Source organism: Metabacillus niabensis, from assembly GCF_020524345.1.
In the GTDB taxonomy this organism is placed as follows: Bacteria; Bacillota; Bacilli; order Bacillales; family Bacillaceae; genus Metabacillus; species Metabacillus niabensis_B.
Window position 1 is genome coordinate 77,280 of sequence record NZ_JAIVLH010000009.1, and the last position, 20,676, is coordinate 97,955.

Annotated in this window: 21 protein-coding genes; all 21 read left to right on the top strand. The window is 35.2% G+C overall.

The window, feature by feature from the left end:
* The first annotated feature begins 12 nt into the window (after positions 1-12).
* The 21 genes from sucD (at position 13) to LC095_RS11400 (ending at position 20,671) form a co-directional block, all read left to right on the top strand.
* A complete protein-coding gene (gene sucD / locus LC095_RS11300; protein ID WP_226528275.1) occupies positions 13-915 on the top strand; it encodes a succinate--CoA ligase subunit alpha in 903 nt (300 codons plus the stop codon).
* Positions 916-980: 65 nt separating this feature from the next.
* Entirely contained in the window at positions 981-1,889 is a 909-nt protein-coding gene (gene dprA / locus LC095_RS11305) for a DNA-processing protein DprA (RefSeq protein ID WP_226528276.1), read from the top strand.
* A gap of 279 nt (positions 1,890-2,168) precedes the next feature.
* On the top strand, positions 2,169-4,244 hold the full coding sequence (gene topA / locus LC095_RS11310; RefSeq protein WP_226528277.1) for a type I DNA topoisomerase: 2,076 nt from the start codon (positions 2,169-2,171) through the stop codon (positions 4,242-4,244).
* A 105-nt stretch (positions 4,245-4,349) separates the two neighbouring features.
* On the top strand, positions 4,350-5,660 hold the full coding sequence (gene trmFO / locus LC095_RS11315; RefSeq protein WP_226528278.1) for an FADH(2)-oxidizing methylenetetrahydrofolate--tRNA-(uracil(54)-C(5))-methyltransferase TrmFO: 1,311 nt from the start codon (positions 4,350-4,352) through the stop codon (positions 5,658-5,660).
* A 73-nt stretch (positions 5,661-5,733) separates the two neighbouring features.
* Positions 5,734-6,636, top strand: a complete 903-nt coding sequence (gene xerC, locus LC095_RS11320) for a tyrosine recombinase XerC (RefSeq protein WP_226528279.1) — start codon at positions 5,734-5,736, stop codon at positions 6,634-6,636.
* Positions 6,637-6,659: 23 nt separating this feature from the next.
* Complete coding sequence (gene hslV / locus LC095_RS11325) at positions 6,660-7,202, top strand: ATP-dependent protease subunit HslV (RefSeq protein WP_026559361.1); 543 nt, start codon at positions 6,660-6,662, stop codon at positions 7,200-7,202.
* Positions 7,203-7,222: 20 nt separating this feature from the next.
* Positions 7,223-8,623: an HslU--HslV peptidase ATPase subunit gene (gene hslU, locus LC095_RS11330; RefSeq protein ID WP_226528280.1), complete on the top strand. Its 1,401-nt coding sequence runs from the start codon at positions 7,223-7,225 to the stop codon at positions 8,621-8,623.
* A 36-nt stretch (positions 8,624-8,659) separates the two neighbouring features.
* Positions 8,660-9,439 carry a GTP-sensing pleiotropic transcriptional regulator CodY gene (codY, locus tag LC095_RS11335; RefSeq protein WP_078434356.1) on the top strand — a complete coding sequence of 260 codons (780 nt, stop codon included), beginning with the start codon at positions 8,660-8,662 and terminating at the stop codon, positions 9,437-9,439.
* Positions 9,440-9,778: 339 nt separating this feature from the next.
* Positions 9,779-10,171: a flagellar basal body rod protein FlgB gene (gene flgB, locus LC095_RS11340; protein ID WP_226528281.1), complete on the top strand. Its 393-nt coding sequence runs from the start codon at positions 9,779-9,781 to the stop codon at positions 10,169-10,171.
* A gap of 2 nt (positions 10,172-10,173) precedes the next feature.
* Positions 10,174-10,623: a flagellar basal body rod protein FlgC gene (gene flgC, locus LC095_RS11345; protein ID WP_026559357.1), complete on the top strand. Its 450-nt coding sequence runs from the start codon at positions 10,174-10,176 to the stop codon at positions 10,621-10,623.
* Between the two features lie 10 nt (positions 10,624-10,633).
* Positions 10,634-10,948, top strand: a complete 315-nt coding sequence (gene fliE / locus LC095_RS11350; protein ID WP_226528282.1) for a flagellar hook-basal body complex protein FliE — start codon at positions 10,634-10,636, stop codon at positions 10,946-10,948.
* A gap of 70 nt (positions 10,949-11,018) precedes the next feature.
* Entirely contained in the window at positions 11,019-12,620 is a 1,602-nt protein-coding gene (gene fliF, locus LC095_RS11355) for a flagellar basal-body MS-ring/collar protein FliF (RefSeq protein ID WP_226528283.1), read from the top strand.
* A gap of 12 nt (positions 12,621-12,632) precedes the next feature.
* On the top strand, positions 12,633-13,649 hold the full coding sequence (gene fliG / locus LC095_RS11360; RefSeq protein ID WP_026559354.1) for a flagellar motor switch protein FliG: 1,017 nt from the start codon (positions 12,633-12,635) through the stop codon (positions 13,647-13,649).
* Positions 13,642-14,394 (top strand): flagellar assembly protein FliH, encoded by a 753-nt coding sequence (gene fliH / locus LC095_RS11365; RefSeq protein WP_226528284.1) that lies wholly within the window; start codon positions 13,642-13,644, stop codon positions 14,392-14,394. Before fliG ends, fliH begins: the two co-directional genes overlap by 8 nt.
* Before the next feature lie 13 nt (positions 14,395-14,407).
* On the top strand, positions 14,408-15,724 hold the full coding sequence (gene fliI / locus LC095_RS11370; RefSeq protein WP_226528382.1) for a flagellar protein export ATPase FliI: 1,317 nt from the start codon (positions 14,408-14,410) through the stop codon (positions 15,722-15,724).
* Positions 15,724-16,167, top strand: a complete 444-nt coding sequence (gene fliJ, locus LC095_RS11375; protein WP_226528285.1) for a flagellar export protein FliJ — start codon at positions 15,724-15,726, stop codon at positions 16,165-16,167. The genes fliI and fliJ overlap by 1 nt, the downstream gene beginning before the upstream one ends.
* 10 nt (positions 16,168-16,177) lie before the next feature.
* Entirely contained in the window at positions 16,178-16,774 is a 597-nt protein-coding gene (locus LC095_RS11380; protein ID WP_226528286.1) for a MotE family protein, read from the top strand.
* A 15-nt stretch (positions 16,775-16,789) separates the two neighbouring features.
* Positions 16,790-18,256: a flagellar hook-length control protein FliK gene (locus LC095_RS11385; protein ID WP_226528287.1), complete on the top strand. Its 1,467-nt coding sequence runs from the start codon at positions 16,790-16,792 to the stop codon at positions 18,254-18,256.
* A gap of 12 nt (positions 18,257-18,268) precedes the next feature.
* Entirely contained in the window at positions 18,269-18,697 is a 429-nt protein-coding gene (gene flgD, locus LC095_RS11390; protein WP_226528288.1) for a flagellar hook assembly protein FlgD, read from the top strand.
* A gap of 12 nt (positions 18,698-18,709) precedes the next feature.
* Positions 18,710-19,081 (top strand): TIGR02530 family flagellar biosynthesis protein, encoded by a 372-nt coding sequence (locus LC095_RS11395; RefSeq protein WP_226528289.1) that lies wholly within the window; start codon positions 18,710-18,712, stop codon positions 19,079-19,081.
* An 84-nt stretch (positions 19,082-19,165) separates the two neighbouring features.
* Positions 19,166-20,671, top strand: a complete 1,506-nt coding sequence (locus LC095_RS11400) for a flagellar hook-basal body complex protein (protein ID WP_226528290.1) — start codon at positions 19,166-19,168, stop codon at positions 20,669-20,671.
* Positions 20,672-20,676: the final 5 nt, after the last annotated feature.

Here is a 20,676-nt window from a genome sequence, read left to right on the forward strand (position 1 = left end):
CAGGGGACAAACATGAGTGTATTTATTAATAAAGATACAAAAGTTATTGTACAAGGTATAACTGGATCAACAGCGTTATTCCATACAAAGCAAATGCTGGAGTATGGAACAAATATTGTTGGAGGAGTAACACCTGGTAAAGGTGGTACAGAGGTAGAAGGTGTGCCTGTATTTAATACTGTTCAAGAAGCAGTACAAACGACTGGTGCAAATGCATCTGTTATCTACGTGCCTGCTCCATTCGCTGCAGATGCGATTATGGAAGGTGTAGATGCAGAATTAGATTTGGTCATTTGTATTACAGAGCATATTCCTGTAATGGATATGGTAAAAGTGAAGCGCTACATGGAAGGAAAGAAAACTCGCCTGGTAGGTCCAAACTGTCCGGGGGTTATTACTCCTGAAGAGTGCAAAATTGGTATTATGCCTGGATATATTCATAAAAAAGGACATGTTGGCGTTGTATCTCGCTCCGGTACTTTAACGTATGAAGCAGTTCATCAATTATCACAAGCTGGTATTGGTCAATCAACTGCTGTAGGAATCGGTGGGGACCCTGTTAACGGTACAAACTTTATTGATGTCCTTAAAGCCTTCAATGAAGATGAAGACACATACGCTGTCATTATGATTGGAGAAATTGGTGGTACAGCGGAAGAAGAAGCGGCAGAATGGGTAAAAGCGAATATGACAAAACCTGTTGTAGGTTTCATTGGTGGTCAAACAGCACCTCCAGGAAAACGCATGGGTCACGCAGGTGCAATCATTTCAGGTGGTAAAGGTACTGCTGAAGAAAAAATTAAAACGATGAATGCTTGTGGAATTAAAGTGGCTGATACTCCATCTGTTATGGGAGAAACGCTTATTTCAGTATTAAAAGAGCAAGGTTTACTTGAAAAATGTAAAACGCATTAATAAATTTAATAGTAGGAACAGGTTTTTTACCTGTTCCTATTTGTCATGCAAAATTGGAGGGAAATATGAATAAAGAATTGTTTTTATTAGCTCATTGTAAGGGAGTAAGTCAGCAGTTACTTCGTAAAATTATGAGTGTAGACCCTACGCTCAAGCTCTTTTTTCATTTGAAAGATCATGAATGGGAATCTTACTTTCAGTTAAAAAAAGAAAAAATTCAATCTATAAAAAAAGAATATCATTCTCTGTCATTCTTAGCCCTCGAAAAACAATATAAAAAAGATAATATCATGTTTCTCTCTCTATATGACCGGGCATACCCACCTTTATTAAAAGAGATTTCTGATCCGCCACCATTTCTGTTTTACAAAGGTGATATAGAACTATCTCATTCAGCACAAAGCATTGGCGTTGTAGGTACAAGGAACCCTAGTCAATACGGTAGATTTGCACTGGAATATATAATAAAACCATTGATTGTGAATAATTGGGTAATTGTAAGTGGACTGGCAAAAGGAATCGATGCATTGGCACATACACTTTCTATTAATCAAAAAGGTAAAACCATTGCTGTAATAGCTGGAGGTTTTTATCATTTATACCCTAAACAAAATCAGCCTCTGGCAGAACAGATCATGACCTCACATCTCATTCTTTCAGAACATCCTCCATCTACTTCACCTCAAAAATGGCATTTTCCAATGAGAAATAGATTGATTAGTGGTCTTTCCAAGGGCACGATTATTATACAAGCTCAGAAAAAAAGCGGGTCACTTATTACAGCCCAACAGGCACTTGAACAAAATCGTGAAGTATTCGCTGTTCCAGGTTCTATTTTTGATGAATACTGTGGTGGTACAAATGAATTAATCCAAAACGGTGCAAAGCTTGTACAGGATGTTTCACATATTATAGAAGAATTTCCAGGGATAAAGGTGCTAGAAAATGAAACAAAGGTACGAAAAAAATGTTAATTTAGTTAAAATATTCATGTTTTTTCTTAAAGAATTGGTATATGATTAGGGTAATTTATTTCTAATATGTTTGACAAACCTTATAGGAATATTTAATAATAGTGGAGATTTCAGTATAGGATTAGCATTTTAAAATGCTCTGTGCATTCAGTGAGAGCAAAAATAAAATTTTTACTCACGTATTGAATATGCTTCGTTTATTTATATAACAGTTAAAAACTTAAAAAATGAGAAAAAGAAATACTAAAGAGAGAATACCTCTTAAGGAGGATACTAGGCATGTCGGATTATTTAGTGATTGTAGAATCACCTGCGAAGGCAAAAACGATTGAGCGTTATTTAGGGAAAAAGTATAAAGTAAAGGCCTCAATGGGACATGTTCGAGATCTGCCAAAGAGTCAAATTGGCGTAGATGTTGAACATAATTTTGAGCCGAAATATATTACAATCAGAGGAAAAGGCTCTGTACTAAAAGAATTAAAGACAGCAGCAAAAAAAGCGAAGAAAGTCTATTTAGCGGCTGACCCGGATCGCGAAGGGGAAGCGATTGCGTGGCATTTAGCTCATAGTCTTGATGTAGACATTAATTCTGATTGTCGTGTTGTGTTTAATGAAATTACCAAGGACGCTATTAAAGAATCCTTTAAGCATCCCAGATCTATAAATATGGATTTAGTAGATGCACAACAAGCAAGACGTGTTCTTGATCGGTTGGTTGGGTACAAGATAAGCCCTATTTTATGGAAAAAAGTTAAAAAAGGTTTAAGTGCTGGTCGTGTACAATCAGTAGCAGTAAGACTGATTATTGATAGGGAAAACGAAATCAAAGCATTTGTACCTGAAGAATACTGGTCTATTGAAGGTCAATTTTTAAAAGGGCAAAAAGAATTTGAAGCATCTTTTTACGGAATAAATGGCGAGAAAAAAGCATTAAAAACAGAATCAGAAGTAAAAGAAGTTCTGGAAATTATAAAAGAGAACAAATTTACAGTTGAAAAAGTAACAAAAAAAGAACGGAAACGAAACCCTGCAGTTCCGTTTACAACATCTACTTTACAACAAGAGGCAGCCCGGAAATTAAACTTCAGAGCAAAGAAAACAATGATGATTGCTCAGCAACTTTATGAGGGTATTGATTTAGGAAAAGAAGGAACAGTTGGCTTAATTACCTATATGAGAACCGACTCAACAAGAATTTCCGAAACAGCACAGTCTGAAGCATCACATTATATTACAGATAAATATGGTCAAGAGTTTTTAGGTACTGCAACTAAGTCTGCTAAAAAGAACACGAATGCACAAGATGCTCATGAAGCGATCCGTCCAACCTCAACCTTACGCGATCCTGCCAGCATAAAAGAATTTTTAAGTAGGGATCAATTAAGATTGTACAAATTAATCTGGGAACGGTTTGTTTCCAGTCAAATGGCTCCAGCGATACTCGATACAATGAGTGTTGATTTAGTTAACAATGGAGTATTGTTTCGAGCGAATGGATCAAAAATTAAATTTTCTGGATTTATGAAAGTGTATGTAGAGGGAACGGATGATCAAAAAGAGGAAAAGGATCGACTACTTCCGGACTTAAAGGAAGGGGATGAAATTTATTCTAAAGATATTGAACCTTCCCAGCATTTTACTCAGCCACCGCCTCGATATACTGAAGCAAGACTTGTTAAAACGTTAGAAGAGCTTGGGATAGGGAGACCATCAACATACGCACCTACACTTGATACAATTCAAAAAAGAGGGTATGTAACTTTAGATAATAAGAGGTTTATTCCAACTGAATTAGGCGAAATTGTGTTGGAGTTGATTAGAGAGTTTTTCCCTGAAATTATCAATGTTGAATTCACTGCTAATATGGAAAACAGTCTTGATGAAGTTGAAGATGGACATATTCAATGGATTAAGATCATCGATAATTTCTATAAAGACTTTTCTCCAAGGCTTGAAAAGGCTGAAAATGAAATGGAGAAGATTGAAATAAAAGATGAGCCTGCAGGGGTTGATTGTGAGGAATGTGGTCACCCAATGGTTTTTAAAATGGGCAGATTTGGAAAATTTATGGCCTGTTCAAACTTCCCGGATTGTCGTAATACAAAACCGATCGTTAAAGAAATTGGGGTAAAATGCCCGAACTGTGAGGAAGGTACGATTGTTGAGAGAAAATCAAAAAAACGCAGAATATTTTATGGGTGTAATCAATACCCTGAATGCGAGTTTCTCTCATGGGATAAACCAATTGCAAGAAATTGTCCAAAATGTAGTAAAATGCTCGTTGAGAAAAAACTGAAAAAAGGCATCCAAGTACAATGTATGGAATGTGACTATAAAGAGGAACAGCAACAATAGGTGAGCGGAATAACGCTCACTTTTTTTAAGGAATAAAGTAATAACGGATGATTTCAAAAAAATGAATATTTATTGCGATATAAGTAATTGGAGGATTAGGCAAAAATGAATGATGAATCAATGGTAAATGTAATAGGTGCAGGTTTAGCTGGTAGTGAAGCTGCATGGCAATTAGCAAAAAGAGGAATTAAAGTTCGGTTATATGAGATGAGGCCTGTAAAACAAACACCTGCACATCACACAGATAAATTCGCAGAGTTAGTTTGTAGTAATTCATTAAGAGCCAATAATTTAACAAACGCTGTCGGTGTGTTAAAAGAAGAAATGCGGTTATTAGACTCTGTTATTATAAAAGCAGCTGATGAGTGTGCTGTGCCGGCAGGTGGTGCACTTGCAGTAGATCGACATGAATTCTCTCAAAAGGTAACAGAGCTAGTAAAGGGTCACCCTAATGTAACAGTAGTAAATGAAGAAGTTCAGGAGATACCAAATGGTCCTACAATCATTGCTACAGGACCGTTAACATCAAAGAATCTTTCAGCGCAATTAATGTCATTAACTGGTGAGGAATATTTGTATTTTTATGATGCTGCTGCACCAATTGTTGAGAAAGATAGCATCAATATGGACAAGGTTTATTTGAAGTCCCGCTATGATAAAGGAGAAGCAGCTTACCTAAATTGTCCTATGACTGAAGAGGAATTTGACCGTTTTTATGAAGCGTTAATAGCTGCAGAAACTGTACCATTAAAAGAATTCGAAAAGGAAATCTTCTTTGAAGGCTGCATGCCTATTGAAGTAATGGCCCAAAGAGGGAGGAAGACAATGTTGTTTGGTCCCCTAAAACCTGTAGGATTGGAAGATCCTAAAACAGGGAAGAGACCATATGCGGTTGTCCAATTAAGGCAGGATGATGCAGCTGGCACTCTTTACAACATTGTTGGTTTTCAAACTCACTTAAAATGGGGTCCTCAAAAAGAGGTGCTGTCCCTTATCCCGGGATTGGAGAATGTTGAAATTGTTCGATATGGTGTTATGCATCGTAATACATTTATCAACTCCCCCAGACTGTTAGAGCCAACTTATCAATATAAAAATCGAAAAGATCTGTTCTTTGCCGGGCAAATGACTGGTGTTGAAGGGTATGTAGAATCCGCAGCATCTGGATTAGTAGCAGGGATAAATGCAGCACATCTTATTTTAGATAAAGAGTTGGTTGAATTTCCTAATGAAACAGCGATTGGAAGTATGGCGAAATATATTACATCAACAAATGCAGACAACTTCCAACCAATGAATGCGAATTTTGGTATATTTGCTCCACTTCCAAAACAAATAAAAGGTAAAAAAGAACGTAATGAAATGCATGCAAAGAGAGCGCTGGAAACAATTCAAAAAATTTCGAAAGATCTATAGAAATAATTTGCAAGGGCTCCTACTGTTGTGATAACATTTAGTAGCCCTTTTGTGTTGTTGTGAGGTGTCTAGATTGACAAATGTTAAGAATTATTTAAATTTGTTCATTGAATATTTACAAATTGAGAAAAATTATTCAAAATATACAATTGTGAATTATACCACAGACATTGAAGACTTTTTTTCCTTTATGCAAGAACAAGCAATCCTACATCTAGAAGAAATTACATATAATGATACAAGGTTATATTTAACTCAGTTACATACAAGAAAGTATTCTAGAAAAACAATTTCAAGAAAGATTTCCTCATTAAGAAGTTTTTATAAGTTTCTTATACGGGAAAGTATTCTAAATGAAAATCCTTTTTTACTTGTTTCAATCCCTAAACAGGAGAAAAAAATCCCTCAGTTCCTATATGAAGATGAGATTAAGCAATTATTCTCCGTGTCGGATATTCACGCTCCTTTAGGACAACGAAACCAAGCATTAGTTGAAATTTTATATGGCACCGGAATTCGTGTCAGTGAATGTTGTGGGATTAAGATTTCTGATATTGACTTTTTTATCGGAACAATACTTGTTACAGGTAAAGGTGGAAAACAACGTTACATTCCATTTGGTGCCTATGCGCAAGATGCGGTAGAACGTTATATTTATGATGGCCGGAAAATATTAATAAGCAAACAGAAGGAAGACCATTCGTATTTATTCGTAAATCACCGTGGTGAAGCGCTAACAGACCAGGGAATAAGACATATTCTAAATATGATGATAAAAAATGTCTCATCAATTCTGCATATTCACCCACATATGTTTAGGCATACTTTTGCTACACATTTATTGAATGAAGGTGCTGATATGAGAAGTGTTCAAGAATTGCTAGGTCATTCACATTTATCTTCTACTCAAGTTTATACACATGTAACAAAAGAACACTTGAAGAAAATGTATATGGCCCATCACCCTCGAGCTTAATGCTTAATATTGGAGGTAGAAAAATGTCTCAATTTCATGCGACAACAATTTTTGCTATTCACCACAATGGAAAGGCTGCAATGGCAGGTGACGGACAAGTAACGTTAGGTAATGCAGTTGTAATGAAACACACGGCTAAAAAGGTTAGAAAATTATTTAATGGAAAAGTAATTGCTGGATTTGCAGGATCGGTTGCTGATGCTTTTACATTATTTGAACTCTTTGAAAGCAGACTTGAAGAATACAATGGAAATTTACAACGTGCTGCAGTAGAACTTGCAAAAGAATGGCGAAGTGACAAGGTATTAAGGCGTCTGGAAGCAATGCTGATCGTCATGAATGAAAAGGATCTATTACTAGTATCAGGAACAGGAGAAGTGATAGAACCCGACGATGGTATCTTAGCTATTGGCTCTGGTGGTAACTATGCTTTATCTGCAGGCAGGGCTTTAAAGCGATTTTCAGGTGATCAGTTAACAGCTCGTGAGATTGCGGAGGGTGCTCTAACGATTGCAGGAGAAATCTGTGTTTATACCAATCTGAATATTATTGTTGAAGAACTTTAATTTAAGGGAGGCAGCGCTAAATGAATAACCAGCTAACACCAAAACAAATTGTTGAACGTTTAGATCAATATATCATAGGGCAAAAGGATGCAAAAAAAGCGGTAGCGGTTGCATTGAGAAATCGTTATAGAAGAAGTTTATTAAATGAAAAGCTGCGTGAAGAAATTGTGCCAAAAAACATTCTTATGATAGGACCTACAGGTGTTGGGAAAACGGAGATTGCAAGAAGAATTGCAAAGCTTGTAAATGCTCCATTTATTAAAGTTGAAGCAACAAAATTTACTGAGGTTGGGTATGTCGGTAGAGATGTTGAATCGATGGTTAGAGATTTAGTAGAGACAGCGGTTCGATTAGTAAAGGAAGAAAAAATATCTGATGTAAAAGGGCTTGCTGAAGAAAATGCGAACAAGCGGCTAATTGAGCTACTCGTTCCTGGTAAGAAGAAACAATCAACTGCGAAGAATCCGCTTGAAATGTTATTTGGTTCAGCTAATCAGCAATCAAATGAACAGGATGACCAGTCATTTGATGATACATCTATGCAGGAAAAACGCCGTCGAATTGCTCATCAGCTAGCATTAGGTGAACTTGAGGATCATTATGTTACTGTTGAGATTGAGGAACAACAAGCTTCAATGTTTGATATGCTCCAAGGTTCGGGTATGGAACAAATGGGCATGAATATGCAGGATGCATTAGGAAGTTTAATGCCAAAGAAAAAGAAAAAAAGAAAGTTGACAGTTCGAGAAGCAAGGAAGGTATTAACGAACGAGGAAGCTAGTAAATTAATCGATCTTGATGAAGTGAGTCAAGAAGCCGTCATAAGAGCGGAACAAACTGGTATTATTTTTATTGATGAAATTGATAAAATTGCCGGCAAGTCAAAAGGTGGATCTGCTGATGTCTCAAGAGAAGGTGTACAAAGAGACATTCTACCTATTGTTGAAGGATCAACCGTTGTAACGAAGTACGGGTCTGTAAAGACAGATCATATGTTATTTATAGCAGCAGGTGCTTTCCATATTGCGAAGCCATCTGATCTTATTCCTGAATTACAAGGAAGATTTCCGATTCGGGTAGAACTAACAAAACTTAGCGTAGAAGATTTTGTAAAAATACTAGTTGAGCCGGATAATGCATTATTAAAGCAATATAAAGCTTTAATTGAGACTGAAGGTATAGAATTAGAATTTTCTGACGAAGCTATTCGTAAAGTAGCTGAAGTAGCATTTGATGTAAATCAGGACACTGATAATATTGGTGCTCGAAGACTACATACAATACTTGAACGACTATTAGAGGATCTATCATTCGAAGCCCCAGATATTAACCTTGAAAAGATTGTGATTACTCCACAATATGTAGAAGATAAACTAGGTAAAATATCAAAAAATAAAGATTTAAGCCAATTCATATTATAGTACATATAATTTCATATGTTACAGGAGGAACCATACATGTCTTTATTACAAAAAACACGTAAGATTAATGCGATGCTTCAAAGAGCGGCAGGAAAACCAGTAAACTTTAAGGAAATGTCAGAGACACTAAGCGAAGTAATTGAAGCGAATATATTTGTTGTCAGCCGTAGAGGTAAACTACTAGGTTTTGCTATTAATCAACAAATTGAAAATGAACGCATGAAAAAAATGTTGGAAGATCGCCAATTCCCGGAAGGTTATACAAACAATCTTTTTAACATAACTGAAACTTCTTCAAATATTGATGTTTATAGTGAATATACTGCTTTCCCTGTGGAAAACCGTGAATTATTTGAAAATGGATTAACAACAATTGTCCCGATTATCGGTGGAGGTGAACGCCTTGGAACCCTTATTCTAGCTAGAGTTCAAGAGCAATTTGCTGATGAGGACTTAATCTTGGCAGAATACGGTGCTACCGTGGTAGGTATGGAAATTTTAAGGGAAAAAGCAGAAGAAATTGAAGAGGAAGCACGCAGCAAAGCCGTTGTTCAAATGGCTATCAGTTCACTTTCGTATAGTGAATTAGAAGCAATTGAACATATCTTTGAAGAATTAAATGGTAATGAAGGATTATTAGTTGCGAGTAAGATTGCTGATCGTGTTGGTATTACAAGATCAGTTATCGTCAATGCACTTCGTAAATTAGAGAGTGCTGGTGTAATTGAATCTCGTTCACTTGGTATGAAAGGAACGTATATTAAAGTATTAAATGCCAAGTTCCTGGTCGAATTAGAAAAAATGAAAACAAATTAAAGATTTTGCAAAAAGAGGATGATCAATTGATCATCCTCTTTTTATATTACAGTCATATTACAATTATTAAAATTGGAAAAAATAATATGTATGGATTTGTCGAATTATATGATACCTTATAAAAGGATTAATCAAAACCTCTTTTAAACTTGCGTACACACGCATGCAGTAAATAAAGCGTAGTACAATAGTCCTCTTTTTAAAATAGATAGAAAATCCGACTTTTTTTTACAAAGTCTTAATAGACTTTAAGACTATTATTTCATACAATTAGATAGGAATTAACATATTTCGACACTATATGATACGTAACTATGTTTACTTTTGTGAGGGGATATCATGAATTTATTTTCAAATACTATTACAAGCCTAGAAAAAGCCATTTCACAGTCAACTGCAAAGCAAAAAGTCATTTCAAATAATATTGCAAATGTTGATACCCCGAATTATAAAGCTCAAGAAGTTCGGTTTGATACGGCATTATCAAATGAAATGCAAAAGCTTCAAGCAAATAAAACAAACAGCAAGCATATAGAATTCGGTGGTTCTGATTCATCCAGTTATCGAATCGTAACAAAGCATAATACCAATTATAACCATAATGGTAACAATGTTGATATAGATAAGGAAATGACCGAAATGGCAAAGAACCAAATTCAGTATAATGCACTAATTGAGAGATTAAGTGGCAAAATTAACTCATTGAAAACTGTTATAAAAGGTGGCAATTAACCATGTCGATTTTTCAATCAATCAATACATCCGGTTCAGCCTTAACTGCACAACGAGTAAGAATGGATGTTATTTCTTCAAATATGGCCAATATGGATACGACAAGAGGAGAATTTGTGAATGGTGAATGGCAACCGTATCGTAGAAAAATGGTTGTTACTCAGCCTCAAGGAAATCAATTTTCTTCTTTTTTAAATAAGGCAATGGGTTCAAAAGAAACGGAAGGGGGAGTAAAGGTAACCGAAATTACCGAGGACCAAACTCCCTTTGAACTTGTATATGATCCAGAACACCCAGATGCAAACGAAGAAGGTTATGTAGCAATGCCTAACGTTGATCCCTTAAAGGAAATGGTCGACCTTATTAGCAGCACAAGATCGTATGAAGCTAACGTTACGGTAATGAATGCATCCAAGGGAATGTTAATGAAAGCTCTAGAAATAGGAAAATAGGTGGATAAATATGATGAATAGTGTAAATCCTTTTCAGTTAACAAATCAGCCAGTTCAAATACAACCTAAGTTTACTTCAATAAATACAAATCAAGCAGATAGTAAGACAAGCTTTGGGGAATCGTTGAAACAAGCAATTGATCATGTTAATAAAGCACAGCTAGAGTCTGACAAAATGACTGAAGCACTAGCAACCGGGAAAAATGTAGAACTTCATGATGTGATGATTGCTTCTCAGAAATCTAGTATTACACTACTAACTACTGTAGAAGTAAGAAATAAAGCAATAGAAGCTTATCAAGAGATGATGAGAATGCAAGTTTAGTATAAAAACGCTTTTGAAATACTTTGATTACTAACTAGCAAATGTCATTGTAACCGGGGGATTTTATGGAATGAACGAAAAAATATTAACTATTAAAGACAAACTAACCGGGGTATGGCAACAGAAGAGTAAGTTCCAAAAATCAATCATTATTTCAAGTGTAATATTGTTTTTTGTGGTAGTTGGGTTACTAACTTACTTTATGTCCAGACCAAATTTAGTTCCTCTTTATTCAAATCTCTCTCCAGCTGAAACTGGTCAAATAAAAGAAACACTTGATGCTAAAGGTGTACAATCAGAAATCTCTAACAACGGTACATCAATTATGGTACCTAACGAGATGGTCGATACTTTAATGGTTGAGTTAGCTGCGGAAGGTGTTCCTGATTCTGGAATGATTGATTATTCATATTTTGGTCAAGATTCCGGCTTTGGGATGACGGATAAGGAGTTTGATGTAATAAAACTTAAGGCAACACAAACTGAGCTGGCTAATTTAATGAAAGGAATAGAAGGAGTCAAAGATGCAAGTGTAATGATTAACCTTCCAACTGAATCAGTTTTTGTTGGTGATCAACAAGAAGGTTCCTCTGCCTCAGTAGTTCTTAATTTGGAACCTGGGGCTCAACTGGATCAGGAAAAAGTAAATGCCCTTTTTCATTTGGTATCAAAAAGTATACCAAATCTTACGACTGATAATATCGTTATTATGGATCAAAACTTTAACTATTATGATTTAAATGGTGGCCAAAACACTTCACCTGGTACAAGCTATGCGTCACAACAGGAAATTAAATCACAAATCGAACAAGATATACAAAGAGATGTTCAAAAACTATTAGGCACAATGATGGGTCAAGACAAGGTAGTAGTTGCAATAACAACTGATATTGATTTCACCCAAGAAAATCGCGAAGAAAACCTTGTTTCACCTGTTGTAGAAGGGGAAGATGAAGGTATAGCTGTAAGTGTTGAACGAATAACTGAGGCTTACACTGGAAATGGAGCTGCAGCAGCAGGCGGTGTCAATGGGACAGGTGAAACGGATGTTCCAGGATATGAAGCGACAACAGAAACTTCCGGTGATGGAGATTACGAGCGAATTGAGGAAAGAATTAATAACGAAGTGAATCGTATAAATAAACAGATTGTTGAAAGTCCTTATAAAATTCGTGATTTGGGAATTCAAGTAATGGTTGAACCACCAGATCCTGAAGATCCACTATCATTTACACCAGAACGAGAAGAAGATATTCAACAAATTCTTTCGACTGTAGTAAGAACATCTATTAATAAGGATTTTTCAGAAGAGCCGCTATCGGATGAGGAAGTTGCCTCTAAAATTGTTGTGTCAGTCCAACCATTTGACGGAAAACTTCAAACTGAGGAAACAGAAGCAGGTCAAACGATTCCTGTATGGATGTATATCGTTGGTGGCGTCTTGTTATTAGCGATTGTTATTCTAATCATTCTTCTAATAAGAAAGAAAAAAGAAAGTGAAGAAGAATATGAAGAGGAAGATATCCCTGTTGAAACTACGTTTAATGTCCCGGACATTAACCATGAAGCTGAATCAGAGACAACGGTCCGTAAAAAACAACTTGAAAAAATGGCAAAAGAGAATCCTGAAGATTTTGCAAAACTATTGCGTACTTGGATATCCGAAGACTAGGAGGTTAGAGACTTGGCAAGAAAAGATAATAACGCATTAACAGGTAAACAGAAAGCAGCCATTCTCTTAATCTCTTTAGGTCCGGAGGTATCTGCATCTGTCTATAAACATTTATCTGAAGAAGAGATTGAAAGACTTACTTTAGAGATTTCCGGTGTTCGCAAAGTCGAAGCCGAGAAGAAGGAAGAAATAATAGAAGAATTTCATGATATTGCGATGGCACAAGAGTTTATTTCACAGGGTGGTATAGCTTATGCAAAAGAAGTGCTGGAAAAAGCCCTCGGTTCTGAGAAGGCAACAAGCATAATTCATAGGCTTACTTCATCCTTACAAGTAAAACCGTTTGATTTTGCAAGGAAAGCAGATCCTTCTCAAATATTAAATTTTATTCAAAATGAGCATCCACAAACAATTGCACTTATCTTGTCCTATTTAGAACCTGCTCAATCTGGTCAAATATTATCTGAATTGCCGCAAGAGCTGCAGGCTGATGTTGCAAGAAGGATTGCTGTAATGGATCGAACGGCTCCTGAAATTATTAATGAAGTTGAACAAATTCTTGAACGAAAGCTGTCATCAACAGTTACTCAAGATTTCACACAAACCGGTGGAATTGAAGCAGTAGTTGAAGTGTTAAATGGAGTTGACAGGACTACGGAAAGAACGATTTTAGATTCTCTTGAAATACAGGACCCTGTCTTGGCGGAAGAAATTAAAAAGAGAATGTTTGTGTTTGAAGATATTGTTACGCTCGATAACCGTGCAATCCAACGTGTAATCAGAGATGTAGAAAATGAAGACCTAATGCTTTCACTTAAAGTGGCCAGTGAGGAAGTTCGCGATGTTGTTTATAAGAACATGTCTAAACGTATGGTAGATACATTTAAAGAAGAAATGGAATTTATGGGACCTGTTAGACTTCGCGATGTTGAAGAAGCTCAGTCAAGAATTGTTGGAGTGATTAGAAGACTTGAAGAAGCTGGAGAAATTGTCATAGCCCGTGGTGGAGGAGATGATATTATTGTCTAGGCTGATAAAGTCACAATATACAAATCATCATGAAGAAAGAAAAAAAATTGCTGTTCAAACAATTCATACACTTCTCCAAGACAAATTAAATGAAAATAATCCTGAAATTTTAAAAGAGGCTTCTTTTATCATTCAATCTGCAAAAAATGATGCAGACCAAATGATCCAAAAGGCTATGGAAGAATCTTCAATCATTCAACAGCAAATACAGTTCGAAAAGAGTAACTGGGATCAGGAACATGAACAATTGATTGAACAAGCTAAACAAGAAGGATATGCAGAAGGTTTAGAACTTGGTAGACAGGAAGCATTGAGACAATACCAGTCAACGATTGAAGAATCGAATCAAATCATTGAATTGTCCAAGCGTGATTATGACGAAAAAATCCAATCAGCAGAAAATGCCATATTAGAACTTTCGATAAAAATTGCTGAAAAAATCATTGCTGCTAAATTATTTGAATCACCTAATCATTTTCTACCTCTTGTCAAAAAGGGTCTAAACGAAGTGAAGGAATATGAACATATTAAAATTCACGTTCATCCTCTTTATTACGAATTCGTTTTAAGTCAAAAAGATGAATTAAGAACATTGGTGACAAATGACACAGACTTTTATATCTATGCTAATGCAGAATTAAACGAGCATGATTGTTTTATAGAATCTGCTTTTGGACGAATAGATGTCAGCATTGATACACAATTAGAACAATTAAAAAGAAAATTATTGGATTTACTAGGGTAAGAGGTGGTATGAACTGAGAGCAGCAGATTTAGTACATTCAATCGACGCATTAGATTCTTATAAACGATACGGAAAAGTAAAAAGAGTAGTTGGTCTTATGATTGAATCAAGAGGACCTGAAAGCTCAATTGGTGACTTGTGCTACATTTATGCCGGATCTAATAAAGCGAAAATTCCTGCTGAGGTTGTTGGCTTTAAGGATGAAAATGTTCTCCTCATGCCTTATTTGCAAGTAACACATATTTCTCCCGGAAGTATTGTTGAGGCAACAGAACAGCCTTTAACTGTAAAAGTAGGTACAGGCCTGATAGGACAAGTACTAGATTCATTTGGCTTACCTTTAAATGAATCATCACTACCGAAAGGCTTAGCGAGCGTTCCAACAGATCAATCACCTCCAAATCCAATGAAACGTCCCCCCATCCATGAAAAAATGGAAGTCGGTGTGCGAGTTATTGATAGTCTCTTAACTGTCGGTAAAGGTCAACGTGTTGGTATATTTGCAGGTAGTGGCGTTGGAAAAAGTACATTAATGGGTATGATTGCAAGAAATACAAATGCAGACTTAAATGTAATCGCGTTAATAGGTGAGCGTGGTCGGGAAGTACGGGAGTTTATTGATCGGGATTTAGGTCAGGAAGGATTAAAAAGATCTATCGTCGTTGTTGCTACATCTGACCAACCTGCATTAATGAGATTGAAAGCAGCTTACACTGCCACTGCCATAGCTGAATATTTTCGTGATAAAGGATTGAACGTAATGTTTATGATGGATTCAGTCACTCGTGTTGCAATGGCTCAGCGTGAAATAGGACTTGCCGTTGGGGAACCCCCAACGACAAAAGGATATACACCGTCTGTATTTGCTATTTTGCCCAAATTGTTAGAACGTACTGGTACGAATGAACTTGGAACAATTACAGCTTTCTATACAGTCTTAGTAGATGGTGATGATTTGAATGAGCCAATCTCTGATACTGTTCGGGGAATTCTAGATGGACATATTGTGTTAGACCGACAGCTAGCAAATAAGGGCCAATTCCCGGCGATTAATGTGTTAAAAAGTATAAGTCGTGTTATGAATCAAATTGTTGATTCCGACCATAAAAGCTCAGCATCTAAACTGCGAGATCTTTTATCCACATACTTAAACTCTGAAGACTTAATCAATATAGGTGCATACAAAAGAGGTTCATCTAGGGAAATAGATGAAGCAATTAAGTATTATCCAAAAATCATTTCATATTTGAAACAAGATGTAGATGATAAAGTTTCCATTGAACAAAGTATTAGTTCGCTTAATCAGTTGATTGAAAAAGGTGATTTTTAATGTCAATTCATTTTCGATTTCAAAAAATAATGGATATTAAAGAAAATGAAAAAGAACAATCTCTTGCGGAGTATAACCAGTCTGTTAATGATTTTGAAACAGTGGCAAACAAACTCTATGAATCTCTAAAACAAAAAGAGGTACTGGAGGAGAATACTCTTTTAAAACTGAATACAGGAATGTCTGTCCAAGAAATTAGACATTATCAACAATTTGTAACAAACATTGAAAAAACCATTTCCCATTATCAAAATCTGGTTTTGTTAACTCGCAATAGAATGAATGAAAAGCAGACGAAGCTTCTCTATCAAAACATGGAATTAAAGAAGTATGAAAAGTTAAAAGAAAAACAGTTTAACGAATATGCTCATCACTCAAAACAGCTTGAAAATAAGTTTATGGATGACCTTTCGATTCAAACTTATATGTACCGTGGAAATTAGGTGAATGCAGATGGAAACCGAAAAGCAGGAATACAGTAAACTTCAATGGTTTTTCTTTGTTATCTTTATTCCGGTTGTTTTTACACTAACACTAGTATTAATTATTTTATCTGTTGCAGGCTTTGACGTAATAGGAAAAGCAAAGTCAATGATCACAAATATTCCTGTTGTTGAAAACTTAGTAAATAAAGAGAAAGAAAATCCTGATGAAACAGCGATTGCGGTAAAAGAACAAGAAACACAGGGAGAAAACAAAAAACTTGAGAAAACGATCGAAGAACAAGCAAATATGATTAGTGCATTGGAAAGTGATGTTGGAGCAAAAGAAAAGGAAGTTCAAAAATTAACCCAAGAAATAAGTTCTTTAGAAAAGCAAATTGAAGAAATAGCAAAAGCTGAAGAAGAGAGCAAATCAAGAGATATTGGTAAGCTTTATGACAATATGAGCAGTAAAAAAGCCGCGGAAATTATTCCAAATCTTACGCAAGATGATGCCTTATTAATCCTGTCGTCTCTTGATGACAAACAAGTTGCTGATATTTTGTCTAAAATGTCTGTTGAGGATGCTGTAAAGTTTACTAATCTTTTATCTTCAAACTCAGAGTAGAAGGGAGGTGGAACCTTGGAGATCTTACCATTTTCACAAAAAGTAAATTCATTATCCACTTCTTCTGGTCAAGGCTCTAAAACTAGTAGTTTGAGTTTTGGAAACTTATTGTTTAGAGAAAGTGTGGCCAAGCAACTTGATGATACAAATCGCAATAACTCCATATCCGATAAAATATCAATTGAAGGAATTATTAATGATTTGAATGACATTGTGAATCACCTTCAAAAAGAGACAATTTCAACTGAATCTATGGGAGAAGTGAATATTAATTCTTTTCTTGATGAAAGTGGAGAAATATCAGCAACATTATATTCAATTAGCATTGAAATAGCGGAAGTATTGTCTGAAAAGCTTTCAATAATTGAGCTTATCGGAAAACTTAAAAACGAGCCAACAATAGTAAATATTTTATCTTTAGTTAAAGCAATAGAAGATTCGGGTGATTCAATACAATCTGATTTCAACTCGGTATTAACTGATATTAACAAGTACCTAGAGAATGAATTTCCTTCTTTTAAGAATGACCTCTCAATTAGTTTAGAAAGTATGTTGAAAAGTTTTGCTAAAATGAATTCCAAAGATCAAACATACCTTGAAGGACAGTTGCTAATTAATAGGTTAATAAACCAAGGATCAGAAAATGTTGAAGTTATCGATAAATTATTAAAGATAAGCAATGCTTTAAAAGTTTATAAAAATGAGTCGATCCAAAGTGACTTAAAAGTGAAAAATGATATAATCGCCGAACTCAGCTCTATTTCTTCCTTGACTAATCAAAAGGAGTTAATTAAAAGTTTATTAGAGAGAGCTGATTTTCAAGCAATAAAATCATTATTCGTTAATGAAGTTGATAGATTTTTACAAAAAGATATAAAAAATAATTCTAATTTATTAAATGAATTCGAACAGCATGTTAATTTTATGTCGGTTGATTCAAAAAAACAATTACAAGTTGAGAACTTTGCAAGCGATATAAGAGAGGAAACTTTTGTTATTCATCTAAATCAGATGAATTCAAGTGATAATGAGTCACAAGGATCTACAAAAACAGATATTTCTTCTCGTCATGAGTTTACAAACCAACTTTTGAATGCCTTTAAAAATAGTAAATTCGGACAAATGCCTAATGGAGCTAATAGGCTTATACTTAGGCTTAATCCAGAGCATTTAGGTTTAATTACCGTAAGGCTCATTCAAAAGAATGGGATGATGGTGGCTCGCCTTATTACTTCTTCCCAATCTGCTAAAGATTTATTAGATCATAGTATTCATCAGTTAAAACAGGTACTTCCTTCTGTTCAAATAGAAATCGAACGTTATGAGGTTCAAGCTGAGCAAGCTCCAAAAACGTTGAGAGATCATTCTGAAAACAGAGGAGACAGCAATAGTGAGCAGCAACAACAACAGCATGACGAAGAAGATAATAGTGAACAAACCTTTATTAATTCATTAAGAGAAGCATTAAATACAACTGTGTAAGGAGGCGATCTCATGACATCGATTGATCCTAGCTTTTTATTATCGAGTAAACCATCAACTACGAATACAGGTAGCTCAAATCTTGGAAAAGATGAGTTTTTAAAAATATTAATGACACAATTACAAAACCAAGATCCTCTAAATCCGATGGAGGATAAGGAATTTATTGCACAAATGGCTCAGTTTTCTACATTAGAGCAAACAACAAATATGGCCAGTATGTTAGAGAAGTTTATTAATATTCAGACGCAAGGAGATTCTATTATAAAGTATTCAGAAATGATTGGTAAGAAAATCGAGTGGAAGAACTCTAATGAAGAAACTGGAATAGGTGTAGTAAAATCTGTGAAAAAAGGTGATACAGGCTTTGAATTAGAACTTGAAAATGGTTCTTTCGTTTCAGTTGATAACATCATAAAAGTATCCAAAGCAGATTCATAATGGTGATGAACAATGTCTATACAAATAAATAACATCAATCATTTTCAATCAGGGCAGCAGATTCAAAAACAAATTTCAAAGCCTAATAAATTTAAAGAATATTTAACTAATCAAATAAATGAAAAGCATCATTTAAAAATCAGTAAACATGCCCATGAAAGGTTAAGTCAAAGGCATATAACTATATCCGAGGCAGATTGGTCACTTATAGAAAATAAGGTATACAAGGCAAGTCAGATGGGGGTTAAGGATTCACTAGTTCTATTAAATGAAGCAGCACTAATCATCAACACCCAAAATAATACGGTTATTACAGCAATGGACCGTGAGGAAGCAAAAACACAGATTTTTACGAATATTAATGGAACAATTATTATGGATTAATGGCTGGACCAAATTTGGAAGCCTAGAGTTGTGGATCGACAGAAGCAACTAAATCTATCAATTGGCAAAAGGGAGAGAATATATATGTTACGTTCGCTATATTCCGGAATTAGTGGTATGAAAAACTTTCAGACAAAACTAGATGTTATTGGTAACAACATTGCAAATGTAAACACTTATGGATTTAAAAAATCTCGTACAACATTTGCTGACTTAGTTAACCAACAAATAGCAGGAGCGGCTGGTTCAACTCAAACTAACGCTGGTACAAACCCACAACAAATAGGGTTAGGTGCAAAAATTAGTTCAATTGATACAATTCATACCTCTGGTTCAACTCAAACTACTTCTAGAACACTAGATATTGCTTTAGCAGGAGATGGCTTTATCCCTGTGGCATCTATAAATGATTTAAGTAGAGTAAATATTGACCAAGGAAACCAAATTGGAAATAACATTATTGCAGGTGCAATTGATTCTGCAGTTGATATGAATTATACACGAGCAGGGAATTTATATTTAGATGATCGTGGTTATTTGGTTACAGCTGAAGGGATGTTTATAATTGGTGAAACTGGACAAAAGTCAGTACCTACCGAACAAGCAATTACAAAGTCACAAAACGCTTTAAATGCCATTAATAACTTTAGTACGCCATTCGGAAATATGACTACAGCTCTAGAAGATTTCACTAAACAAGCAAATGATCTTATGAATGCATACCAAGAATATAATGATGCTCAAATTAGCTATACAAAAAATGAAGCTCCTGCAACAGGTGGACCTTTATACAATGCTATGGTTAGCTCACATTCTGCATTAACAACACTAGTAGGTCAATTTAGTACAGCCCAAACAGCTTTTAATACTACTGCAAATGCATTTACTGGAGGAAATATAGGGGCGTTAAATACAGCTGTAGCTTCCTTTAATTCGACTGCACCTTTTGGAACAATAATTAAAGAATTTAATACAACAATATCTCAAATTAATGGAACTTACACTGTACCTACACAGGGTGCAGTTGTACCGGATGCAACTCTATCTAATTTAAATACAATGTTATCTAATTTAAGCAACAACATGATTGACCTAGAAAAAATTGGACAATCTGTTATTAATTTTGAAAGTATTGCATCAAACTTACAAGACCCTTCATTTACGAATAAGCTAAGTGGAGAAGCAGGATTAATACAAATCCCTTTAGATGCAAAAAGTTTTAGTATCGGACCTGATGGAACTGTGACTTTTGTTAATAATGCCGGTGAACTAAATGTTGCAGGTCAAATTCGAGTAGCTATGTTTGCGAATGCAGGTGGACTAGAAAAAGTTGGGGGTAACTTATTCAAGCAATCCTCAAACTCAGGTTCTATTGATAAAAATAATAATGGTATTCAACTTAATGAACTTTCAATTGCTGGACAAGATGGAGCAGCATCCATTATTGCAGGTGCTTTAGAAATGTCGAACGTAGATTTATCAGAAGAATTTACAGAAATGATTGTTGCACAACGTGGATTCCAATCAAATACAAAAATTATTACAACGTCAGATGAAATTTTACAAGAATTAATGGGTCTAAAACGATAACAGGG